This is a genomic window from Comamonas avium, assembly GCF_014836675.1.
GTDB lineage: Bacteria > Pseudomonadota > Gammaproteobacteria > Burkholderiales > Burkholderiaceae_C > Comamonas > Comamonas avium.
Genome location: NZ_JACSQK010000007.1, coordinates 155,087 through 175,097 on the forward strand (window position 1 = coordinate 155,087; position 20,011 = coordinate 175,097).

A 20,011-nucleotide genomic window follows, 5' to 3' on the forward strand; every position below is an offset into this window, starting at 1 on the left:
CCCGTTTCATCTTGATATAGAAATTAGCAATTTCAACACATGCTAGCAGCAAGGATATAAATCGACCAAGTGGACTTCACACCCTCTGCACACGCTATCGTTGTCAAAAGAACACGGCTTGATCCTTATCAGCCATCCCTTCTTCCCACATCGCTCTGCCACACACCCTTGGAGCGACAGAACAACAGGCCATTTTCTATAATGCCATTCCCCATTTGAGTGGAGCGTCATGCCTACCTCTCCCGAATCCAGCTCGAAGCAATCTTCCAAAAATTCAACGCCGCCCCCCCGTAAACACTGGCTTTTACGCGCCATCATCTGGCTGCTAGGGCTTGCAGTCGCTGGCGCGTTGGCCTTAGCCATGGTGATCGCTGTAGCGCTTGCCATGGCCTACCCCAACTTGCCTGACGTCTCAGAGCTGGCGGACTACCGCCCCAAGCTGCCTTTGCGCGTCTATTCAGCCGAAGGGGCCTTGATTGGGGAATTTGGCGAAGAGCGACGGACCCTCACGCCGATTGATGAAATTCCCAAAGTCATGGTCGATGCTGTTCTGGCCATCGAAGACACGCGTTTTTTCGAGCATGGTGGCGTGGACTACAAAGGCATGCTACGCGCTGCCTTGGCCAACCTCGGCAAGGTAAAAAGCCAAGGCGCGTCCACAATTACGATGCAAGTTGCGCGCAATGTGTATTTATCTACCGAGAAAACATACACCCGAAAAATTTATGAGGTTCTACTCACTTTTAAGCTAGAACACCTTTTATCCAAAGAGAAAATTCTGGAAATCTATATGAACCAGATTTTTCTTGGACATCGTGCCTACGGTTTTGCGGCTGCAAGCGAGGTGTATTTTGGCAAGCCGCTGAAAGATGTCACGATTGCCGAGGCAGCCATGCTTGCAGGCCTGCCAAAGGCTCCTTCGGCCTACAACCCCATCAGCAACCCTAAGCGCGCCCGCATCCGCCAGCTCTACATCATTGAGCGCATGGCAGAAAACGGCTTCATCACCGCTGAACAGGCACGTGTTGCCCGCGATGAGCCGCTTCAACTTCGCAACGCCAGCCACAGCGACAGAGTGAATGCCGACTACGTGGCGGAGATGGCGCGCCAACTGGTCTACGCACAGTATGGAGACGAGGCCTACACACGTGGCTTGAATGTCTACACCACACTTAACGCCAGCGAGCAAGAGGTTGCATATGCAGCTTTGCGCAAGGGCATCATGGACTATGAGCGTCGCCAACGCTATCGAGGCCCCGAAAAGTTCATTGCACTACCCAATGACAAAGAGGCCAGGGAAGATGTCATCGATGACACCCTCGCACAGCACCCAGACAATGGCAATGTACTGGCCGCCGTTGTATTGGAGGCCAGCGCAAAATCATTGACAGTTCAGCGGCCTGATGGAGAGACGCTGGTTATTACAGGTGATGGACTCAAACCCGTGGAATCGGGACTGAGCGACAAAGCCGCACCTAACATCAAAATTCGTCAAGGTGCGGTAATTCGGGTCATTGAGACGGCAAAAGGCAAATGGTCAGCTACGCAGCTGCCAGAAGTTGAAGGCGCTTTCGTGGCTGTTGAACCCCGTACCGGCGCTATTCGTGCGCTAGTGGGTGGATTTGATTTTCAAAAAAATAAATTCAACCACGTCACACAAGCGTGGCGTCAGCCTGGTTCATCGTTCAAGCCATTCATATTCTCTGCGGCATTAGAGAAGGGCGTTGGCCCGGCCACCATGGTGAATGATGCCCCCTTGTTCTTTGGCTCTGGTGTCACAGGAGGACAGCCCTGGGAGCCGCGCAACTACGACAACAAGTTTGAAGGCCCCATGACCGTACGGACTGCTCTGGCCAAGTCCAGGAACATTCCATCGATTCGGATTTTAGACTTCACCACGCCCAAATTCACACAAGAGTGGATCACACGCTTTGGCTTTGATGCCAGCCGCCATCCTGCCTATCTGACCATGGCGCTGGGTGCTGGTGCCGTGACCCCGATGCAAATGGCCACCGCTTTTTCTGTGTTTGCAAATGGTGGCTACCGCATCAATCCTTGGCTGATCTCAAAAATCACCGATCACAAAGGCCGCATCTTGTCTGAATATGTGCCTAAGCCTTTGGAACAGCAGCAACGCGCGATTGAGCCTCGCAACGCGTTTGTCATGAACAGCATGTTGCAAACCGTCGCAAAATCTGGGACAGCCGCTCGTGCGCAGGCCACACTCAAACGCCCTGACCTGTATGGCAAGACCGGAACTACCAACGATGCCGTAGATGCATGGTTTGCTGGATTCCAGCCCACCCTGGCAGCTATCACCTGGATTGGTTATGACAACCCTCGCAACCTCGGCTCCAGAGAAACCGGTGGTGGATTAAGCCTCCCGATATGGATCAGTTTTATGCAGCATGCGCTGAAAGATGTGCCTGTTGCCACATATCCCGTTCCGGAAGGTGTTGTGAACATGGGCGGTGAGTGGTTCTTTGATGAGTTCACAGGCGGGTCTGCAGTTACCAGCATAGGCATGGACAGCAGTTTCAACCCTGCAGAACCAACGGAAGCGCCCCCTCCGGAAGAGCGCAGCCGGATTCTCGATTTATTTCGCAACTAGGCCATGACAAAAAAAGTCCCAGTGATCAAACACTGGGACTTTTGACATTGGCTACCACCAGCTAGCTCAGGTTAGCTTTGCTGTGAACGTCAGTGGAAGGCCTCCTTGCGCGCTGGCGAAGCGACTTAAATTTTCGAAGAACTCTCCACTGCCCTTGGTATCTTTCCAGCATTGACCATCAAATTTATAGTGAAAGCCTCCAGCCTTGGCTGCTAGCCAAATTTCGTGCAATGGCTTTTGCTGGTTAATCACAATTTGTGTTTTATTGGGAAAAACCAAAGTCACAAGGCCTCCCACACGCTGCGCATCAATGTCAGCATCGACGTCGTCATTGAGACGGTCGCAGCACTGCTCAACGGCGAGCAACAGTTGTTCAGCTTTATCTAAATATTCAAGGTCGGTCATTACAATCCACTCATGTTGAATGTTTCCCAAATTCTAGTCAGGTGCATTGCCCTTGCCGTTTGTACGGCGGCGCTCAGTGCTTGTGGTCAACGTGGTGACCTGTATTTGCCTACAGAGCCGGCGGCCCAGGATCGCGCCACCTTACCCGATACAGTGCTCCCGTCCATGTCTACCCCTGCCAAGTAGTACAAAACTGCCCCCACAGCCGCACCTCCAGCGGCTTGCGCTGTATCAAGCGCATCCTTGACCATCGCCTCTACAGTGCATGTTTGCATTCACGAGACATATACCTCGATGGCCATCGAACTCTATCGCGACAATACACACGCTTGCCTGATGTTCACGGACCTGATGGAGGAAGATGGGCAGGCTGTTCAGTGCAACCAGTTTCTCATCGTTGACAACGGAACAGGAGCCATCATTGATCCAGGTGGGAACTTGGCCTTCAATGAACTCTTCATGGGAATGACGCGGCATTTCCCGCCGAAAAATTTATCCTACGTCATCGCATCCCACGCGGACCCGGACATCATTGCCTCTCTCGATCGCTGGATGACCAGCACCAAGGCATCGCTCGTGATTTCACGTGTATGGGAACGTTTTGCACCCCATTTCACCAAGGTAGGGAAAACTGAAAACCGTGTGATAGGTGTTCCCGACTCCGGTGGGCGCCTGCCGCTCGGAAATAGTGAACTGCTTTTACTGCCAGCTCACTTCATGCACTCTGAGGGGAACTTCCATTTTTACGATCCCGTCAGCCGCATTCTCTTTACGGGTGACTTGGCCGTTTCGATGACCACAGGTGCTGAAGCTCGCAAACCCGTGGTCAACATCCAAGCACATATCCCGCGCATGGAAGCCTTTCATCGCCGCTACATGGTGTCCAATAAAATCCTGCGCCTCTGGACCAAGATGGCACGCCAGCTTGACGTGCAAATGTTAGTGCCCCAGCATGGCGCCCCTATTCTTGGGAAGAAGGCTGTCGAGGATTTTTACTGCTGGATTGAAAATCTGGAATGCGGCATCGACATCTTCAACGAGCAAAACTACCAGGTACCGTCGGCCTACATTGACCCTGTCACGCGACAAATGCGTGCGCCCTCATCTACAGCAACTGCTACAGCCTGACGGCTGACTGCGCGCTCCGCCGCTGGTACCAGCGCCACAGTCGCCAGGCCTGCAAGGTGGCAATCACGGCCACGTAGTACCAGACTTCCTGGGTATTGTTCTTGCCCTCACGCATCCAGTAAAAGTGCAGCAATACCAGCCACGCCGCCAGGTGCACCATGCGGTGCACCCGTTTCCAGCGTTTTCCACCCAAAGTGCGGATGGCAGCCTGGAACGAGGTGGCGGCAAGCACCGCCAGCAGCAGCCACGCCAGCATGCCTACGGTAATAAACGGACGCTCCAATACGTCCTGCCACATCTCCTGCCACTGCCAGCCCACCTCCAGCCACGCGTATATCAGGGCATGCAGCACAGCATAGAAAAAGCTAAAAAGTCCCAGCAGACGACGCAAGCGGCCCAACGCCGTCAGCCCTATGCCTTGCTGCAAAGGCGTCAGCGTCAGCACTAGACACAATCCGCGCAAGGCCCAGTCCCCGGTGGATCGCAGCAAGGTCTCAGCGGGATTAGGCCCCAGCTCTTGCGCCATCACGCGTAGGATCAGCGTTGCCAGTGGCAGCAGACACAACAGCCACACCGCAGGTTTGATCGTGGTGTGAGACAACCATGTGTTAAGGCGAACTAAGCGCATCAAAAATTACGCTGCAGGTCCAAACCACTGTACAGCTGCGCAACCTGATCGGCGTAACCGTTAAACATCAGTGTTTTGCGCTTTGGCGCAAAAATCCCTCCACCATCCAGCCGTCTTTCAGTGGCTTGGCTCCACCGCCGGTGAGGCACTTCGGGGTTTACGTTCGAATAAAAACCATATTCTTGTGGCGCTGACTTCATCCACGCGCTTTGGGGCATCTGCTCCACAAATCGAATCTTCACAATGCTTTTGGCGCTCTTAAAACCATACTTCCATGGCACCACCAAACGCAAGGGCGCCCCACTCTGCTTGGGCAGCACACGTCCATACATGCCAAAACTCAGGAGCGTGAGTGGATGCATTGCTTCATCCAGGCGCAGGCCTTCGGTATAAGGCCACTGCAGCACACGACTTTTCAAGCCGCGCATGTGCTGAGCATCGGCAACCGTAACAAACTCTACAAATTTCGCACTGCCCATTGGCTCGACCCTGCGAATCAACTCTGCCAGTGAATAACCAATCCAAGGGATGACCATGCTCCAGCCCTCGACACAGCGCAGACGATAAATACGCTCTTCCATGGGGCTGAGTTTGAGCAAGTCTTCCAGTGCCCAGCGCCCAGGCTTGCGCACCAGACCTTCCACTTCGACAGACCAGGGATCAATGGGAAGCTCCTGCGCATAGCGCGCAGGATCTGCCTTGTCTAAGCCAAATTCGTAGAAGTTGTTGTACCCGGTTGCATCTTCGTAAGGAGTGAGCTTTTCCATCGTACGCGTACCAGGCAGTGCTGAAGGCACATGCGCCAGGGCAGGCGCAGGCACACCAGCCAATGCCTCGCGCTGTGCCCATACACCCAGCCCGGCTCCGGCAGCACCGCCTGCCAGCCACTTCAGGTACTGCCTGCGTTCGGCATAAAACGACTGCGATGTGATCTCACTGCTGTTGATCGTCATACATGCACCTTACTTTCATGACCATGCGGGCATTGTCTAACGAATTGAGACCGCAGAGATAATGCGGCATATGGCACTTTTAGCAGAAGGTATTCTCAAGCTGCACTGGGATCAAACTGTTCCTGTGAATGTCGCGCACATCCTCAAACAAATGGGTGTCCGCCTGCAATTGCAGAACAACTTGGCTTACAGCGCGCTGTTGTCCATCTCCAGCGACAACCAGGCGCGTATTGTGCTGAACCAGCAACTGCCGAATGTGCACCAGCGCTACGTAGTGGCCCATGCACTGGCCCATGTCGCCTTGCACCATCTGCGACCCGGCAGAGAGCAACCGATACACATTGGCAGTGACTTTCGCCTGGACTTTAGCCAGCACCACACCGCCGAGGCCAATGACTTTGCATTGCGCCTGCTCATGCCAGAGCCGGCCTTGCGCTTCGCCGTAGAAGATATGCAGGCACGTAATGAAAACGAAATTGCCAGCGTATTTGCCGTGCCACCACTGTTTGTCAAACAGCGTCTGTCCGAATTAGGTCTTGCGCTGTCTCGCGCACCGTCGCGACGACGCCATGGCTTCACAATTGACCTGGACGGCGTCAATCATTGAGCCACGGCGTCACGGTGCCACAAGCGCATGGACTGGGGCGCGGCGTTTAAATGGTGCGTTCATCATCAGCACATACGGGGCAGGTCATCTCAGATGATCCTGACCGGGCGGCTTCACGAACCCGCCCTGCAGGCCCATGAAGCTTGACAATTGCGCACACTGAAACCCGCACACCACTGCTGGTGGCATTCAGGCCAGCGCACGCTGGATCAGAATTTTTTGCACATCACTGGTGCCTTCATAGATCTGACACACGCGCACGTCGCGGTAGATCCGCTCTACCGGAAAGTCACTCACCACGCCATAGCCACCCAAGGTCTGAATGGCCATGCTGCACACGCGCTCAGCCATTTCGCTGGCAAAGAGCTTGGCCATGGCAGCCTCCTTCAGACAGGGCAAGCCTGCATCGCGCAAGCTGGCTGCATGCCAGATCAACTGCCGGGCCGCCTCGATGTGCGTTGCGCACTCTGCCAGCCTGAAACCTACCGCCTGGTGGTTGAAGATAGGCTGGCCAAAGCTCTCACGCTCTTTGCTGTACTGCAGTGCACACTCAAAGGCTGCGCGAGCCATGCCTACACTTTGCGCAGCAATACCAATGCGCCCCCCCTCCAACGCTGACAGTGCAATCTTGTAGCCCTCGCCCTCGGCGCCAATCAGGTTGGCTGCGGGGATACGGCAGTTCTCCAGATTGATCTGCGCTGTGTCACTGCTGTGCTGGCCCAGCTTTTCTTCCAGCCGCGCCACCTGGTAACCGGGATTGGACGTTGGCACCAAAAAAGCGCTCATACCTTTCTTACCCGCAGCCTTGTCAGTGACGGCAATCACAATCGCCACATGGCCATTCTTGCCACTGGTGATGAACTGTTTGACACCGTTGATCACATAGTCACCACCTTCTTTGACCGCCGTGGTGCGCAGCGCACTGGCATCGCTGCCCACATGCGGCTCGGTCAGGCAGAACGCGCCCAGCATCTGCCCCTGGGCCAGCGGGCGCAGCCACTGCTCTTTTTGCTGGGCATTGCCGTACTTCATCAAAATGGCGTTCACCGGGCAGTTGGTCACACTGATCACCGTGCTGGTGCCACCATCGCCAGCCGCAATTTCTTCCAGTACCAGTGCCAGGCTGATGTAGTTCAACCCAGCTCCACCCATCTCCTCAGGCACACAGATGCCATAAGCGCCTAACTGCGCCAGCCCCTGGTGTACGTCCTTGGGAAAGTGGTGCTCCTTGTCCCAGCGTGCGGCGTGCGGCGTTATTTGTTCGCGCACAAAGTCACGCACCGCATCGCGAATCATTTCCTGATCTGGGGTCAGCAGCATGTCTTGTCTCCAATCGATGTAATTTGTTTTAGATACATTCAACCTCTAGCGCAATGTGCACAAGCGTAAGCAGCTCATGCTCCTGCGCTTCACCCGATATTCACGCGCACACCGTCGTGCCGCAGCACACGCCCACCATCGGCGGGCGTGACACTGGCCAGCGTTTGCACCATGCCTTGCACGCTTTGCGCCACCGTCAAAGGGGCTGCAGAGCCGCCCATCTCTGTCTGTACCCAGCCGGGGTCCAGCGCCACCAATGTGGCTCCGGGCCATTGGGGCTGCGAAGCGGCTACCACCATGTTCAGCGCGGCCTTGCTAACTCGGTACAGCCAGGCATCTGGCTCTGCCCCACGCAGCAGCGACATTTCGCTACTCATCAAACCAAAAACACCACCCGCAGCAGCAACCAACGGCGCGACCTGAGGCAACACCTGCATGGCCCCCAGCACATTGGTATGCATGACCCGGTCAAACTCTTCTTGCGAAGGGGCTGTCGCGGCACTCAGATCACTCCACATGCCGGCCACATATACGGCAAGGTTGATCGCTTCACCTTCTAGCTGCCAAGCCAGGCCACTCACACTGGCTGGATTGGCCACATCCACTACCAGCACTTCAGCACCTTCGGCCTGCAACCGCGGCTTGTCAGCCACCTGACGCACGGTGGCGATGACGCGGTGGCCATCTGCCACATAAGCCTTCACCAGCCCCAAACCAAGGCCGCGCGACGCGCCAATAATCAATACCAAAGCCATGACTGCTCCTGTGTAAACCTAAAAATATCAGTGCCCAGCCACCTCAATGCTGAGTAACAAGGCACGAGGAACAGCTGCCTCAGCTGCCTGCGCCACCTTCGGCCTGCTCTGACGCAATTTGCGTGCGGTAGCGCTGCTCCATCTGCTCTTGTGTTTCGGTGGGGGGCGTCAGGCCGATCTGGGCATGCACCATCTGGTTCATGGTGGGCAGCATGGTGCGTTCTACCTGGGCCTGGGCATGCCACAGCCTGGAGCGCATCAAGGCTTTGGCACAGTGCAGATAGGCCTCCTGCACCTGCACTTCGATCACCAGCTTGGGGCGAAAATTCGGGCCTGCAAACTGTGCCGTGTAATGGCCTTCATCGCGCAGCTTGGCCTGCCCATTGACGCGCAAGGTTTCCTGAATACCCGGCACCATGAACAGCAGCCCGATGCGCGGGTCGTGCAGCAGGTTGCACAGACTATCCAGGCGGTTGTTACCGCCTGCATCTGGTATCCACAGCGTTTGCGCATCTGGTGCATGCACAAAACCGGGGGCACCACCCCGCGGAGAAGCGTCCATCAGGCTGCCTCCCGCTCCGCCCGTTGCCACCACACAAAACGGCGACAACGCAATAAAGCGCAGGCAATGCGCATCCAGATCGGTGCGCTGCTTGAGCACAGCCCTCTCACCCGGCATGGCATACAGCTGGCGCAGTTGTGTTTCGTTTGTGATCATGCGGCGTCCTCTGTCCATTCACGTTCATGGAGATGAATGGCACCATACAGCCCCAGATACTCCCGCCAGGAAGGGTCATAGGCCACTTGCAGCTCGGCCTTCAGGCCGGGAGCATGCTCTGCACCCAACTGGTTAGCCAACTGCATGGCGTAGTCTGGGTCATCCACATAGAACGCCACAGTGCGCGATTGCATGCCTTCCATGCGCGCAAACGCCTGTATGCCACGCTGCAGGCGTCGCAGCTCCGCATCCAGTGCGTCGTGTGCATCGCGCGCGCTGTCCAACGTCTCTTGGCTGGAGAACGGCAGACGCCAAGTTATGAAATGGGGCAGATCAGCGCGCGTTGCCAGTGCGTTGGCGCTGTCATGGAACGTTAAAAGGTCGGGGACCTCATCCTCATCGGCACCCCGCGCGCGAACCTCCAGCGAGATCCATCGATCGTGTTCTTGCTGTGGATAGTCATAGCTGCGCCCCAATGTGTCACGCTGGAAAGCATCAAAGATTGGAGGAAACAGCGACAGCGGCTGCCTGCCATCCACCTGCTCGCCTGGCTCTGCAAATTCAATGGGCCCTACCCGCACTGAAAAGTCCCACTCACCCAGCACATGGTCAAGCAAGATGAACGCCATGTGGCGCGCATGCTCCTGCATATCAACTGGGATGTCTTTACCGAATGACAGCTGCAGCCCAAGAATGCCCCCCGCGTCGTAATGCGCAACCAGTACATCCGTACAGGACAGCTCGAAACCTTGCATGCCCATTGAAAACTCAGGATTGAGCGTGCGGCTACGGAAAGCCTGCACACCGTAAGGCAAACCCTGTGGCGCATGGCGCACCAAGGCCTGTACGTTCTCAAACTGCTCAATATTGCCGTGGGCGGTGATAACCAATTTGCCCCCTGGCTCTTTCAGTCGCCCTTCCAGCTCGATCGACAACTCGGGAGCGTAAGGCTGCAGCAACGCATTGGCCTGCTCGACAAACTCAGCGCCCTCCAGCGTTTCCAAGCTGGCCAGTTGATCTGAAAAATCGCTCCAGAAAGCATCGATCTGCGGCACACCCAGCGGTGCTGCAGCAACGTGATCGTTTTCGTGTGTATTGGCGCTCATGCGTAGCTCCTGTCAAAAGGTCGCAGCCGCGTGCAGGTGCGTGCATGCAACCGGTGGCACATGACCTGACTGTAAGCCAAGGCATGTGCCATGCCCGTGCGTCAGAGCAGCTCAATTGCCATGGCCGTGCCTTCACCACCACCGATGCACAAGGTCGCCAGGCCCTTCTTCTTGCCATGGGTTTGCAACGCATGAATCAGCGTCACGATAATGCGCGCGCCACTGGCACCAATCGGGTGACCCAAAGCGCAGGCACCACCGTGCACATTGACCTTGTCGTGCGGCACATTCAGCTCGGCCATCAAGGCCATGGGCACAACGGCAAAAGCTTCGTTCACTTCCCACAGGTCCACGTCCTGTGCCGTCCAGCCTGCTTTCTTGAGTGCCTTTTCAGTGGCCCCCACGGGCGCGGTGGTGAACCACTCCGGTGCTTGTGCAAACGAGGCATGAGAGACAATTTTGGCCAGTGGCTTGCAGCCCAGTTGCTTGGCCGTAGACGCACGCATGAGCACCATGGCTGCGGCGCCATCGTTGATGCTGGAGCTGGATGCTGCAGTGATGGTGCCATCCTTCTTGAACGCAGCTTTCAGGCTGGTGATCTTGTCCAGCCTGGCCTTGGCCGGGCCTTCGTCCGCACTGACAGTCACCTCGCCCTTGCGCGTTTTGACGGTCACTGGCGTGATTTCTGCATCAAATGCACCGCTTTGGGCTGCGGCCTGTGCACGCTGGACACTGGCCATGGCATACGCGTCTTGCTGCTCACGGGTAAAGCTGTATTTGGCGGCACAGTCTTCACCAAAAGTGCCCATGGAGCGACCGGCTTCGTACGCATCTTCCAGGCCGTCGAGCATCATGTGGTCATACACCTTGTCGTGACCCATGCGGTAGCCGCCACGGCCTTTCTTGAGCAGGTAAGGGGCGTTGGTCATGCTTTCCATGCCCCCTGCAATCATCACATCACGGCTGCCGGCAATCAGTTGATCGTGGGCCAACATTGTGGCCTCCATGCCTGCGCCACACATTTTGGACAGTGTCACGGCCCCCGTGCTTTGCGGCAGCCCCCCCTTGAAACCTGCTTGCCGCGCAGGGGCCTGCCCCTGGCCCGCCATCAGGCAGTTACCAAACAGCACTTCTTCCACTTTTTCAGGCGCAATACCTGCGCGTTCAATCGCGGCCTTGATGGCAGCGCCGCCCAGGTCGTGCGCGGCCAGGTCAGCAAAATCGCCCTGGAATGCACCCATGGGTGTGCGCGCGGCGCTGACGATGACTACGGGGTCTTGGTGTTGGGGCATGTCGGTCTCCTTTGGGTTTGTAAATACCAGTCAACTAAAAACAATCAGTGCACTGCGCCGGGTTGCAAACACCGGCTGCGGTCATACGGAAAGACGTCGTGCATGTGGCCTTGCGCAATGCGCGCCTGGTGCGCCTGCCAAAAGGCGGGCTCCAGCAAATCGGCGTGGTGGCACATGAACACCTCGCGTACTGCAGGATGGCCCAGCAAGAATGGGCCGAATGTTTCGGGAAACACATCCTTGGGGCCGACGCGATACCAGATCTCGCTGCCCATGGCTTCCTCTTCGGTGCGTGGTTCGGGCACGCTGCGAAAGTTGCAGTCCGTGAGATATTCAATCTCGTCATAGTCATAGAACACCACCTTGCCACCGCGCGTCACGCCAAAATTTTTCCACAGCATGTCGCCCGGAAAAATATTGGCAGCCACCAGCTCTTTGATGGCGTTGCCATATTCAACTACCGCACGCTCCATGGCTTTGCGCGGCCCATCATGCTCCAGCCCTGCATCAAAGCACTCTTGCAAAAACATGTTCAGCGGCAGCAGTCGGCGCTCGATATAGAGGTGGCTGATGATGACCTCCTGCTGGCCATCGCCATCGCGGTCGCTGATTTCCAGCTGACTGGGCGCGTGCGCTTGAATTTCGGCAATCAGCTCCTGGCTGAAGCGCGCGCGCGGAAAAGCCACCAGGCTGTACTCCATGGTGTCAGCCATGCGCCCGACACGGTCGTGTTGCTTGACCAGCAGGTACTTGCCTTTCACCTCAGCACGCGTGGTCTCCTTGGGCGCAGGAAACTTGTCTTTGATGAGTTTGAAAACATAGGGAAAACTGGGCAGATCAAACACCAGCATCACCAGCCCCTTGATACCCGGCGCAATTCGAAACTGGTCGCTGGAATGGCGCAGGTGGTGCAGAAATTCACGATAAAAAAGCGTCTTGCCCTGCTTGGCCAGGCCTAAGGCACTGTAGATTTCACCGCGTGGCTTGCGCGGCATCAGCGCGTGCAAGAACTCCACATAGGCGCTGGGAACCGCCATATCCACCATGCAGTAAGCACGTGCAAAACTGAAAAGACCATGCAGATTGTCTTCCGTTAACAGCGCTGCATGCAATATCAAGCCACCTGCCTGCGCATGCAGGACAGGAACCGCCAGAGGCACTTCGGTGTAGCCCGTAATGATCCGTCCGACCAAGTAGGCGGCCTTGTTGCGAAAGAAAAGGCTGGAGAGCACCTGTATTTGGAAATTGGCTCGCAGCGTCAGACCTTGCAGACGCTCTTGGATACGCGCAGCCAATGCATCCACATCACGCGGCAAATCCTCAAAAGAGCCATCCAAATTGAGCTGCGCAATGATGCGCACCAATGTTGCTGGCAGTGCATCTAAATTACCTGGGTAGTACGCACGGTAGGCAGGCTCATGCAGGCTTTCCAAAAACTCCGTACTGACCGCAGGCCGTACAAAAATAAAGTCGTTGTGAAAGTGTGTGCGATGCAGGATTTTGGTGGTGACCGAATTGAAAAAAGTCTCAGCCAGCTCTGGCTGCAAGTGCCCCACCATCAGACCTATGTAGTGCAGCTTGACTTGTTGCCATACCGCCATGGGCAAGCTTTCAGCGCCGAAAACTTGTGCAAGCTGTGCCACACACTCTTGGACACGCTGGTCATAAAAGGCAATGCGCTCACGTTGAGCACGCTGCTGCGTCACCCAGTCGGCCTGTTCAAAACGCTGCTTTGCGGCCTGCGTTGCGGCTCGAAATAGCTGATAGTGACGATTTACGCCATCCATCATGGCCTGCGCAATCTCATAAGCCTGAGGAGCATCCAGTCGTTGAGGAAACATGACGGAAATTCTCGCTCCTACAGGCTATTGGGCATGATCAATCACGCTGGCGTTCAGCCACCAGCTGCACCGCGCGCTGGTGAATTTCGTGCAGGCCACCAACACCGGGCACGGTCATTTCCAGGTTGGTGATCAAGCCGTTGTGCAGGCTGTAGCACCAGCTGTGCAGGCTGACTTTTTGCCCCCTTGCCCATGCATCGCGCATCACGGTACTCTGCGCCACATTCACCACCTGCTCAATGGCATTGAGCTCACACAGCACATCATGGCGGTGCTGAACCGGCGTGTCCTTGAGCAGGTTGTAGTGCTTGTCGCGTACATCACGTACGTGGCGCGTCCAGTTATCGACCAGCCCCAAACGCATGCCTTCCAGCGCAGCCAGCACACCGCCACAGCCGTAGTGGCCTACCACCATCAAGTCCTCCACCTTCAGGTGATCGACCGCGTACTGAATGGTGGACAAACAGTTCAGATCACTGGGCACCACGACATTGGCAACGTTGCGGTGCACAAAGACCTCGCCCGGCTCCAGACCTGTGATCTGGTTGGCTGGCACGCGGCTGTCCGAGCAGCCAATCCACATATAGCGTGGTTTTTGCTGTGCCATCAACCCGGTGAAGAAACCGGGACGATCGCGTTCCATCTGCGCAGCCCACGCTTTGTTGTGGACAAACAGGTCGTCGATGGAGGTGCTGGTAGTCATGTGGCGTTCCTTATCTCGTTCATAAAACGACGCGGGACGGCGGTCTGTGCCTCAGCAAGTTTCCGCAAACAATTCGCGGCCAATCAACATGCGGCGAATTTCACTCGTGCCTGCGCCAATCTCGTAGAGTTTCGCATCTCGCCACAAACGACCGAGTGGATATTCATTGATATACCCATTGCCACCATAGATTTGTACACCCTCGCCAGCCATCCAAGTGGCCTTCTCGGCGCACCACAAAATGACGCTGGCGCAGTCTTTGCGTACCTGGCGCACGTGATCGGTGCCCAGCATGTCCAGGTTCTTGGCTACGGTGTAGGCAAACGAGCGTCCTGCTTGCAGCACCGTGTACATGTCGGCCACCTTGCCCTGAATGAGCTGAAACTCACCAATGCTCTGGCCAAACTGCTTGCGGTCATGAATGTAGGGCACCACGTTGTCCATCACGCTTTGCATGATGCCCAGCGGGCCACCGGTGAGCACGGCGCGCTCGTAGTCCAGGCCACTCATCAGCACCTTGGCACCATTGTTGAGGCCGCCGAGAATATTTTCCGCCGGCACTTCTACGTTGTTAAAAACCAGCTCCCCCGTATGGCTGCCGCGCATGCCCAGCTTGTCTAGTTTTTGCGCAATCGAAAAGCCTGGCATGCCTTTTTCAATCAAGAACGCCGTCACACCGCGCGCGCCCATCTCAGGCTCTGACTTGGCATAGACCACCAGCGTGTCCGCATCCGGGCCATTGGTGATCCACATCTTGTTGCCGTTGAGCAGGTAGTAGCCACCCTTGTCTTCGGCCTTGAGCTTCATGCTGATGACGTCAGAGCCTGCACCCGGCTCACTCATCGCCAGCGCGCCCACATGTTCGCCACTGATCAGCTTGGGCAGGTATCTGGCCTTTTGTGCTTCGGTGCCGTTGCGGTTGATCTGGTTGACGCACAGATTGCTGTGCGCGCCATAGCTCAGACCCACAGAGGCGCTGGCACGCGAGATTTCTTCCATGGCCACCATGTGCGCCAGATAACCCATATTGGCACCACCGTACTGCTCGGGCACCGTAATGCCCAGCACCCCCAGTTCACCAAACTTTTGCCACACATCCATCGGAAACTGGTCGGTGCGGTCAATCTCGGCAGCGCGCGGCGCGATTTCGGTTTGCGCAAACTCTCGCACAGCATCGCGCAGTGCATCAATGTCTTCACCCAGTTGAAAGTTCAAACCTGGCAGATTGTTCATGCTGTTGTCTCCTTGTTAGTTATGAATTGGCCAGCTGTCTTTGTGCAGCCTTACTTTCCCGCAATACTTTCGCGCCCCTGCACCGCCATCAGCGTGCATTGCATGGTGGCGCAGAGTTTTTCCTGGCCATCGTTGATGGCATATGCACGCCCTTCGGCCACCACAATGGTGCGCCCTGGTTTCAGCACCCGCCCTTCACAGCGAAAGCGCTGCCCCCTGGCCGGCGCCAGCAGATTGATCTTGAACTCAATGGTCAGCACTCCCGCATCGCCGGGCATCAGACTAAAACCGGCATAGCCACAGGCCGAATCCAGCGCCGTAGACAGCATGCCTGCATGGATAAAGCCGTGCTGCTGCGTCAACGCCGCAGCCCAGTCGAAACTGATATCCACCTCACCCGGTGCCACATGTGTCAGTTGCGCGCCCAAGGTGGTCATGGCCCCTTGCAGCACAAAACTTTCGCGCACACGTTGCAGCGCTTGTTGGTCCGCCATGCTGTCTCCTTTGCCTGCCTGCATTGCATTCAAGTGGAATTCTTTGATTCCTTTTACGTTAACGTCAATTATGCAGCTTTTGGTTTGGCAAGCTTGCGCAAAAGTGACTTCGCTTCTTTTTCATGGGCTCGCACCTCATCGAGCGTGACTTGCAAGTCTTCCATCCGCTCTTCCAGCTGCTGGCGGTGATGACCCAGCACTTGCAGAAAACGCTCCAGCTGCACACCCGTGTCGCGCGGGCTGTCGTACAGCTCAATGATTTCTTTGGCCTCTACCAGCGACAGGCCCAGGCGCTTGGCACGCAGCGTCAGGCGCAAGCGCGTTCGATCACGCGGGCTGTACACGCGGGTGCGGCCTCCAGCGCCTTGCCGCTCAGGTTGCAGCAAGCCCATGTCTTCGTAAAAGCGGATGGCGCGCGTGGTCAGGTCAAACTCCTGAGCCAGATCGCTGATCGAATAGGTGGTGGATGCGGGAATGGGTTTACTCATGCGCAGCATTATTGACGTGAACGTCAACGTCGAACAAACCCAGTCGCAGCACGTCCGCATTTTTTGACCCAAAATTGCCCCATCACCGATTTTCATTTCTGACCTATGGATTTGCAGCCCCGCGCCGCCTGCCCCTGCGGGCGCACCACTGCCAAGGGCAAAGCCGTGGCTTACACAGACTGCTGTGGCCGCTTTGTAGAGCACTTTGACACCACGCCCGCCCCGGATGCCGAGCACCTGATGCGCTCGCGCTACAGCGCTTTTGTGCTGGAAAACGCTGCTTACCTGCTGGCCACCTGGCACAGCAGCCAGCGCCCTGCAGCGCTGGACTTTGAAGCGGGTGCCAAATGGCTGGGACTGCAGGTCAAAGACTTCAAAACCACGGGTGCCAGCACTGCCGAAGTTGAATTTGTGGCCCGCTTTCGCGCGGCGGGCCGCGCCGTTCGTCTGCATGAGCGCAGCCGCTTTGTCTGCGAAGCAAACCGCTGGTTCTACGTCGACGGCGATCAGTTTTGAATTTATCGCTCCCTTTTCCTCTTTTTTGCGCAGGCACCCCCTGCACGAACAGCCATGCCATTTGAAGCCATCTTGTTCGACTGTGACGGCGTTCTGGTCGACAGCGAACTCATCACCAACCGCGTGCTGCACGCCATGCTCAACGAGTCCGGCTGGGTACTGTCAGAAGACGACTGCATGCGCATCTTCATTGGCAAAACCGTACGCAGCGAAACCGCCCGCATAGAGGCGCAAACCGGCAAGCCGTTGAGCGATGCCTGGATGGCCGAGTTTTATGAACGGCGCAATGTACGCCTGCGTGCCGAGCTGGTGGCCGTGGACGGCGCGCTCGACGCCGTGCGCCAGGTACACACGCAGCTGCGCGGCAACATCGCCGTGGCTTCTGGGGCTGACAAGCCCAAGGTGCTCATGCAGCTGGAGAAGGTGGGCATGCTGCCTTATTTTGGTGAACTTGTTTTCAGCGGACACGACCTGCCGCGCACCAAGCCCTGGCCCGACGTGTATCTGGCAGCCGCAGCGGCCGTTGGCATTGCGCCCCAAAAGTGCCTGGTGATTGAAGACTCGGTACCCGGCCTTACCGCAGGTGTGCGCGCCGGCTCCACTGTCTGGGGCTACTGCCCCCGGGTCAGCGCCCACTCCACACCCGAGCAATTGCGGGCAGCGGGGGCAACGTTTGTCTTCGACAACATGGCTGATCTGCCGCGCCTGCTGGCCGCAGCCAACACAGCATCTTAAAAGAGAGCTGCTCAGGCTTACCCAGCAATGTTTTCAAAGTGTTTTCATATTGAAAACATTGACTGACATACGCTAGCAGCTCCTTTTTTATAGATAAGACCTCATAGCGCCATGCCAGCTTTGCGCCCCTCGCCTGCACAACACACTCACGAAATATAGAATCTGCGCAAGATCAAGGTTTTGCCCAATAGGCGCTTAGAGGGCGTCGTGCAAATCTGTAGCCTGTTCCGGCTGAATGATCGCCATCCGGCCGCTTTGCAGCAGATAAAGCGCCTAGCCCGCAGCGCGGGTCATTCGGAGACACTTTGCCTGACAGCACCGCACAGGGCTGCCAGATTTTCGTCGGACCATGTTTCAGCCATTGCTTGAGGAGTGCTGATGGGCGAACAGCCTCTTTACGATTTAGCGCCGCTGCTTGAATTGATGGCGCTGGGCGCCGTCATTGCGCTGGCACCCTTGCTGTGGGTGTGGAGGCGCAACCGTGGAGCTGGCTCTGCGCGTCGCCTGCAGGCACTGGGCCTGCTGACCTTGTTTCTCACCTTTGATCTGGTGATGTTCGGCGCCTTCACGCGCCTGACGGATTCCGGCCTGGGCTGCCCTGACTGGCCGGGCTGCTACGGCAACTCCAGCCCCTTTGGAGCCACCCACGAAATCGCCATGGCCGAGGCAGCCATGCCCACAGGCCCCGTCACGCTCAGCAAAGCCTGGGTAGAGATGATTCACCGCTATCTGGCCACCATGGTGGGCGTACTCATCATTGCCCTGATGGTGCTGGCATGGCGTGAACACCGGAAAACACCATTGCAGGGCATGCGCCACCCCGCCCTAGCCACATTCACGCTGTTCTGGGTCCTGGTGCAAGGCGCTTTTGGTGCGCTGACCGTGACCATGAAGCTGTTCCCTGCCATCGTCACCCTGCACCTGCTGGGGGGCCTGTTCCTGCTGGTGCTGCTGTGCATGCAGGCGGTGGGCCATCAGCAAGCCGTGCTGCGCCAGCCGCCGGCCCCCATCTCTGCCCGGCTGCGCGCGGGACTGTGGGCCTGTTTTGCGCTGCTTTTTGTACAAGTGGCACTGGGCGGCTGGGTCAGCACCAACTACGCCGTCCTGGCCTGCTCCAGCTTCCCCAGCTGCCAAGGCAGCTACTGGCCAGACATGAATTTTGCGCAGGCTTTTGAGCTGTGGCGCCCTCTGGGCATGCTGTCTGACGGTAGCCACATCAGCTTTGCTGCGTTAACTGCCATCCACTACGTGCACCGTCTGGCTGCCTACGTGGTGGTCGCTGCCATGCTGGCCCTGGTGTACGCCATGCGCCGCCAGCCTGCTTTGCACAGCCAGCGCCAGTGGCTGCTGGGCCTGATCACGCTGCAGTTCATCACCGGCCTGTCCAACGTTGTATTGGACTGGCCTTTGGTGGCTGCGGTTTTACATACCGGCGGCGCTGCTGCCCTGGTCACCGTGATGACCTGGGCGCTGGCTGCTACCCGCACCGACAGCGTCCCCACGCTGCAAGAAGATAAAAAAGCGCCCCACGGCGCACGGAGAGTTGCTGCATGAATGCACAAGCTTTGAGCGAGTCTTCCAGCTCCCGCTGGAGCCAGTTTTACGCACTGACCAAGCCCCGCGTGGTACAGCTGATTGTGTTTTGCGCCCTGATTGGCATGGTGCTGGCCGTGCCCGGCCTGCCAACGCTGGCGCAGCTGGGCCATATGGCCGTGGCCTGTCTGGGCATCTGGTTCGTCTCGGCGGCAGCTGCAGCGTTCAACTGTCTGGTCGAGCGCCATATTGATGCCAAGATGAAGCGCACCAGCTGGCGCCCCACGGCCAAGGGCGAGCTGTCGCCACAGCAAGCGCTGGCGTTCTCCGCCATCCTGTGCCTGACGGGTGCCGCCATCTTGCTGGCCTTCACCAATCCGCTGACCATGTGGCTGACGCTGGCCACCTTCATTGGCTATGCGGTGATCTACACCGTCATCCTCAAGCCCGCCACACCCCAGAACATCGTCATTGGCGGAGCCTCGGGTGCCATGCCCCCCGTACTGGGCTGGGTCGCCATGACCGGCAATGTCGGCCCTGAAGCGCTGATTCTGTTCTTGATCATCTTCCTGTGGACACCTCCCCACTTCTGGGCGCTGGCGCTGTACCGCGTCGAGGATTACCGCCAGTCCGGCCTGCCCATGTTGCCCGTCACCCACGGCCCCAAGTACACGCAGCTGCAAATCTTGCTGTACACCCTGGTGCTGTTCGCGGGCTGCCTGCTGCCCGTCATTTTTGGCATGAGCGGCTGGCTGTATCTGGCCGTAGCCTCGGTGCTGTGTCTGGGCTTTAGCTGGTATGCGCTGCGCCTGTGGATGAATTATTCAGACGCTCTGGCCCGCAAGACCTTCCGCTTCTCACTGATCCACCTGAGCGGCGTGTTCGCTGCCCTGCTGATTGACCACTACATCGTGGGCTAACGCCGCAGCAGCCAAGAGACCGTCA

21 protein-coding genes are annotated in these 20,011 nt (G+C 57.2%); 8 read left to right on the forward strand and 13 right to left on the reverse strand.

The window, feature by feature from the left end:
- Positions 1–229: 229 nt before the first annotated feature.
- A complete protein-coding gene (locus H9646_RS15145) occupies positions 230–2,611 on the forward strand; it encodes a penicillin-binding protein 1A (protein WP_191724212.1) in 2,382 nt (793 codons plus the stop codon).
- Between the two features lie 66 nt (positions 2,612–2,677).
- Here H9646_RS15145 and cyaY read toward each other — a convergent pair whose 3' ends face one another.
- Positions 2,678–3,016 (reverse strand): iron donor protein CyaY, encoded by a 339-nt coding sequence (gene cyaY, locus H9646_RS15150; RefSeq protein ID WP_191724213.1) that lies wholly within the window; start codon positions 3,014–3,016, stop codon positions 2,678–2,680.
- Positions 3,017–3,028: 12 nt separating this feature from the next.
- Here cyaY and lptM point away from each other — a divergent pair, with 12 nt between their 5' ends.
- Both lptM and H9646_RS15160 read left to right on the forward strand, forming a co-directional pair.
- A complete protein-coding gene (gene lptM, locus H9646_RS15155) occupies positions 3,029–3,202 on the forward strand; it encodes an LPS translocon maturation chaperone LptM (protein ID WP_191724214.1) in 174 nt (57 codons plus the stop codon).
- A 108-nt stretch (positions 3,203–3,310) separates the two neighbouring features.
- Positions 3,311–4,144 (forward strand): oxygen-binding di-iron domain-containing protein, encoded by an 834-nt coding sequence (locus H9646_RS15160; protein ID WP_191724215.1) that lies wholly within the window; start codon positions 3,311–3,313, stop codon positions 4,142–4,144.
- Here H9646_RS15160 and H9646_RS15165 read toward each other — a convergent pair.
- Together H9646_RS15165 and msrP are read right to left on the reverse strand one after the other, a co-directional pair.
- Complete coding sequence (locus H9646_RS15165) at positions 4,134–4,745, reverse strand: protein-methionine-sulfoxide reductase heme-binding subunit MsrQ (protein WP_225214234.1); 612 nt, start codon at positions 4,743–4,745, stop codon at positions 4,134–4,136. The two genes, H9646_RS15160 and H9646_RS15165, sit on opposite strands and share 11 nt — an antisense overlap.
- Positions 4,746–4,771: 26 nt before the next feature.
- Positions 4,772–5,725 carry a protein-methionine-sulfoxide reductase catalytic subunit MsrP gene (msrP, locus tag H9646_RS15170; RefSeq protein ID WP_191724217.1) on the reverse strand — a complete coding sequence of 318 codons (954 nt, stop codon included), beginning with the start codon at positions 5,723–5,725 and terminating at the stop codon, positions 4,772–4,774.
- Between the two features lie 70 nt (positions 5,726–5,795).
- On the opposite strand from msrP, the gene H9646_RS15175 reads away from it, so the two are divergent.
- Positions 5,796–6,332 (forward strand): ImmA/IrrE family metallo-endopeptidase, encoded by a 537-nt coding sequence (locus H9646_RS15175; RefSeq protein WP_191724218.1) that lies wholly within the window; start codon positions 5,796–5,798, stop codon positions 6,330–6,332.
- A gap of 189 nt (positions 6,333–6,521) precedes the next feature.
- Here the strand turns inward: H9646_RS15175 and H9646_RS15180 are convergent, their stop codons facing one another.
- From H9646_RS15180 to H9646_RS15225, 10 genes are all read right to left on the reverse strand, one after another.
- On the reverse strand, positions 6,522–7,652 hold the full coding sequence (locus H9646_RS15180) for an acyl-CoA dehydrogenase family protein (protein ID WP_191724219.1): 1,131 nt from the start codon (positions 7,650–7,652) through the stop codon (positions 6,522–6,524).
- A gap of 89 nt (positions 7,653–7,741) precedes the next feature.
- Entirely contained in the window at positions 7,742–8,407 is a 666-nt protein-coding gene (locus tag H9646_RS15185) for an SDR family oxidoreductase (RefSeq protein ID WP_191724220.1), read from the reverse strand.
- A gap of 79 nt (positions 8,408–8,486) precedes the next feature.
- A complete protein-coding gene (locus H9646_RS15190) occupies positions 8,487–9,125 on the reverse strand; it encodes a pyridoxamine 5'-phosphate oxidase family protein (protein ID WP_191724221.1) in 639 nt (212 codons plus the stop codon).
- Entirely contained in the window at positions 9,122–10,231 is a 1,110-nt protein-coding gene (locus H9646_RS15195) for a hypothetical protein (protein ID WP_191724222.1), read from the reverse strand. The genes H9646_RS15190 and H9646_RS15195 overlap by 4 nt, the downstream gene beginning before the upstream one ends.
- A gap of 101 nt (positions 10,232–10,332) precedes the next feature.
- Positions 10,333–11,523 carry an acetyl-CoA C-acyltransferase gene (locus H9646_RS15200; RefSeq protein ID WP_191724223.1) on the reverse strand — a complete coding sequence of 397 codons (1,191 nt, stop codon included), beginning with the start codon at positions 11,521–11,523 and terminating at the stop codon, positions 10,333–10,335.
- Between the two features lie 44 nt (positions 11,524–11,567).
- Positions 11,568–13,364, reverse strand: a complete 1,797-nt coding sequence (aceK, locus tag H9646_RS15205) for a bifunctional isocitrate dehydrogenase kinase/phosphatase (RefSeq protein WP_191724224.1) — start codon at positions 13,362–13,364, stop codon at positions 11,568–11,570.
- Positions 13,365–13,401: 37 nt separating this feature from the next.
- On the reverse strand, positions 13,402–14,067 hold the full coding sequence (gene can, locus H9646_RS15210; protein ID WP_191724225.1) for a carbonate dehydratase: 666 nt from the start codon (positions 14,065–14,067) through the stop codon (positions 13,402–13,404).
- A gap of 51 nt (positions 14,068–14,118) precedes the next feature.
- Complete coding sequence (locus H9646_RS15215) at positions 14,119–15,300, reverse strand: isovaleryl-CoA dehydrogenase (protein WP_191724226.1); 1,182 nt, start codon at positions 15,298–15,300, stop codon at positions 14,119–14,121.
- 50 nt (positions 15,301–15,350) lie between these two features.
- The gene (locus H9646_RS15220) at positions 15,351–15,794 is read right to left on the reverse strand and encodes a PaaI family thioesterase (protein ID WP_191724227.1); all 444 of its coding nucleotides are present in this window, start codon (positions 15,792–15,794) and stop codon (positions 15,351–15,353) included.
- Between the two features lie 68 nt (positions 15,795–15,862).
- Complete coding sequence (locus tag H9646_RS15225; protein WP_191724228.1) at positions 15,863–16,282, reverse strand: MerR family transcriptional regulator; 420 nt, start codon at positions 16,280–16,282, stop codon at positions 15,863–15,865.
- A 105-nt stretch (positions 16,283–16,387) separates the two neighbouring features.
- Here H9646_RS15225 and H9646_RS15230 point away from each other — a divergent pair, with 105 nt between their 5' ends.
- The 4 genes from H9646_RS15230 (at position 16,388) to cyoE (ending at position 19,986) form a co-directional block, all read left to right on the forward strand.
- On the forward strand, positions 16,388–16,798 hold the full coding sequence (locus tag H9646_RS15230; protein WP_191724229.1) for a YchJ family protein: 411 nt from the start codon (positions 16,388–16,390) through the stop codon (positions 16,796–16,798).
- Positions 16,799–16,852: 54 nt separating this feature from the next.
- Positions 16,853–17,533, forward strand: a complete 681-nt coding sequence (locus H9646_RS15235) for an HAD family hydrolase (protein WP_191724230.1) — start codon at positions 16,853–16,855, stop codon at positions 17,531–17,533.
- Between the two features lie 378 nt (positions 17,534–17,911).
- Positions 17,912–19,087: a COX15/CtaA family protein gene (locus tag H9646_RS15240; RefSeq protein ID WP_191724231.1), complete on the forward strand. Its 1,176-nt coding sequence runs from the start codon at positions 17,912–17,914 to the stop codon at positions 19,085–19,087.
- Positions 19,084–19,986: a heme o synthase gene (gene cyoE / locus H9646_RS15245; RefSeq protein WP_191724232.1), complete on the forward strand. Its 903-nt coding sequence runs from the start codon at positions 19,084–19,086 to the stop codon at positions 19,984–19,986. Before H9646_RS15240 ends, cyoE begins: the two co-directional genes overlap by 4 nt.
- Positions 19,987–20,011: the final 25 nt, after the last annotated feature.

Bases quoted from the DNA above. Each gene is read 5' to 3' on its own strand.
- H9646_RS15145 (WP_191724212.1), top strand. From the start codon at position 230: ATGCCTACCTCTCCCGAATCCAGCTCGAAGCAATCTTCCAAAAATTCA.
- cyaY (WP_191724213.1), bottom strand. From the start codon at position 3,016: ATGACCGACCTTGAATATTTAGATAAAGCTGAACAACTGTTGCTCGCC.
- lptM (WP_191724214.1), top strand. From the start codon at position 3,029: ATGTTGAATGTTTCCCAAATTCTAGTCAGGTGCATTGCCCTTGCCGTT.
- H9646_RS15160 (WP_191724215.1), top strand. From the start codon at position 3,311: ATGGCCATCGAACTCTATCGCGACAATACACACGCTTGCCTGATGTTC.
- msrP (WP_191724217.1), bottom strand. From the start codon at position 5,725: ATGACGATCAACAGCAGTGAGATCACATCGCAGTCGTTTTATGCCGAA.
- H9646_RS15175 (WP_191724218.1), top strand. From the start codon at position 5,796: ATGGCACTTTTAGCAGAAGGTATTCTCAAGCTGCACTGGGATCAAACT.
- H9646_RS15180 (WP_191724219.1), bottom strand. From the start codon at position 7,652: ATGCTGCTGACCCCAGATCAGGAAATGATTCGCGATGCGGTGCGTGAC.
- H9646_RS15185 (WP_191724220.1), bottom strand. From the start codon at position 8,407: ATGGCTTTGGTATTGATTATTGGCGCGTCGCGCGGCCTTGGTTTGGGG.
- H9646_RS15190 (WP_191724221.1), bottom strand. From the start codon at position 9,125: ATGATCACAAACGAAACACAACTGCGCCAGCTGTATGCCATGCCGGGT.
- H9646_RS15195 (WP_191724222.1), bottom strand. From the start codon at position 10,231: ATGAGCGCCAATACACACGAAAACGATCACGTTGCTGCAGCACCGCTG.
- H9646_RS15200 (WP_191724223.1), bottom strand. From the start codon at position 11,523: ATGCCCCAACACCAAGACCCCGTAGTCATCGTCAGCGCCGCGCGCACA.
- aceK (WP_191724224.1), bottom strand. From the start codon at position 13,364: ATGTTTCCTCAACGACTGGATGCTCCTCAGGCTTATGAGATTGCGCAG.
- can (WP_191724225.1), bottom strand. From the start codon at position 14,067: ATGACTACCAGCACCTCCATCGACGACCTGTTTGTCCACAACAAAGCG.
- H9646_RS15215 (WP_191724226.1), bottom strand. From the start codon at position 15,300: ATGAACAATCTGCCAGGTTTGAACTTTCAACTGGGTGAAGACATTGAT.
- H9646_RS15220 (WP_191724227.1), bottom strand. From the start codon at position 15,794: ATGGCGGACCAACAAGCGCTGCAACGTGTGCGCGAAAGTTTTGTGCTG.
- H9646_RS15225 (WP_191724228.1), bottom strand. From the start codon at position 16,282: ATGAGTAAACCCATTCCCGCATCCACCACCTATTCGATCAGCGATCTG.
- H9646_RS15230 (WP_191724229.1), top strand. From the start codon at position 16,388: ATGGATTTGCAGCCCCGCGCCGCCTGCCCCTGCGGGCGCACCACTGCC.
- H9646_RS15235 (WP_191724230.1), top strand. From the start codon at position 16,853: ATGCCATTTGAAGCCATCTTGTTCGACTGTGACGGCGTTCTGGTCGAC.
- H9646_RS15240 (WP_191724231.1), top strand. From the start codon at position 17,912: ATGGGCGAACAGCCTCTTTACGATTTAGCGCCGCTGCTTGAATTGATG.
- cyoE (WP_191724232.1), top strand. From the start codon at position 19,084: ATGAATGCACAAGCTTTGAGCGAGTCTTCCAGCTCCCGCTGGAGCCAG.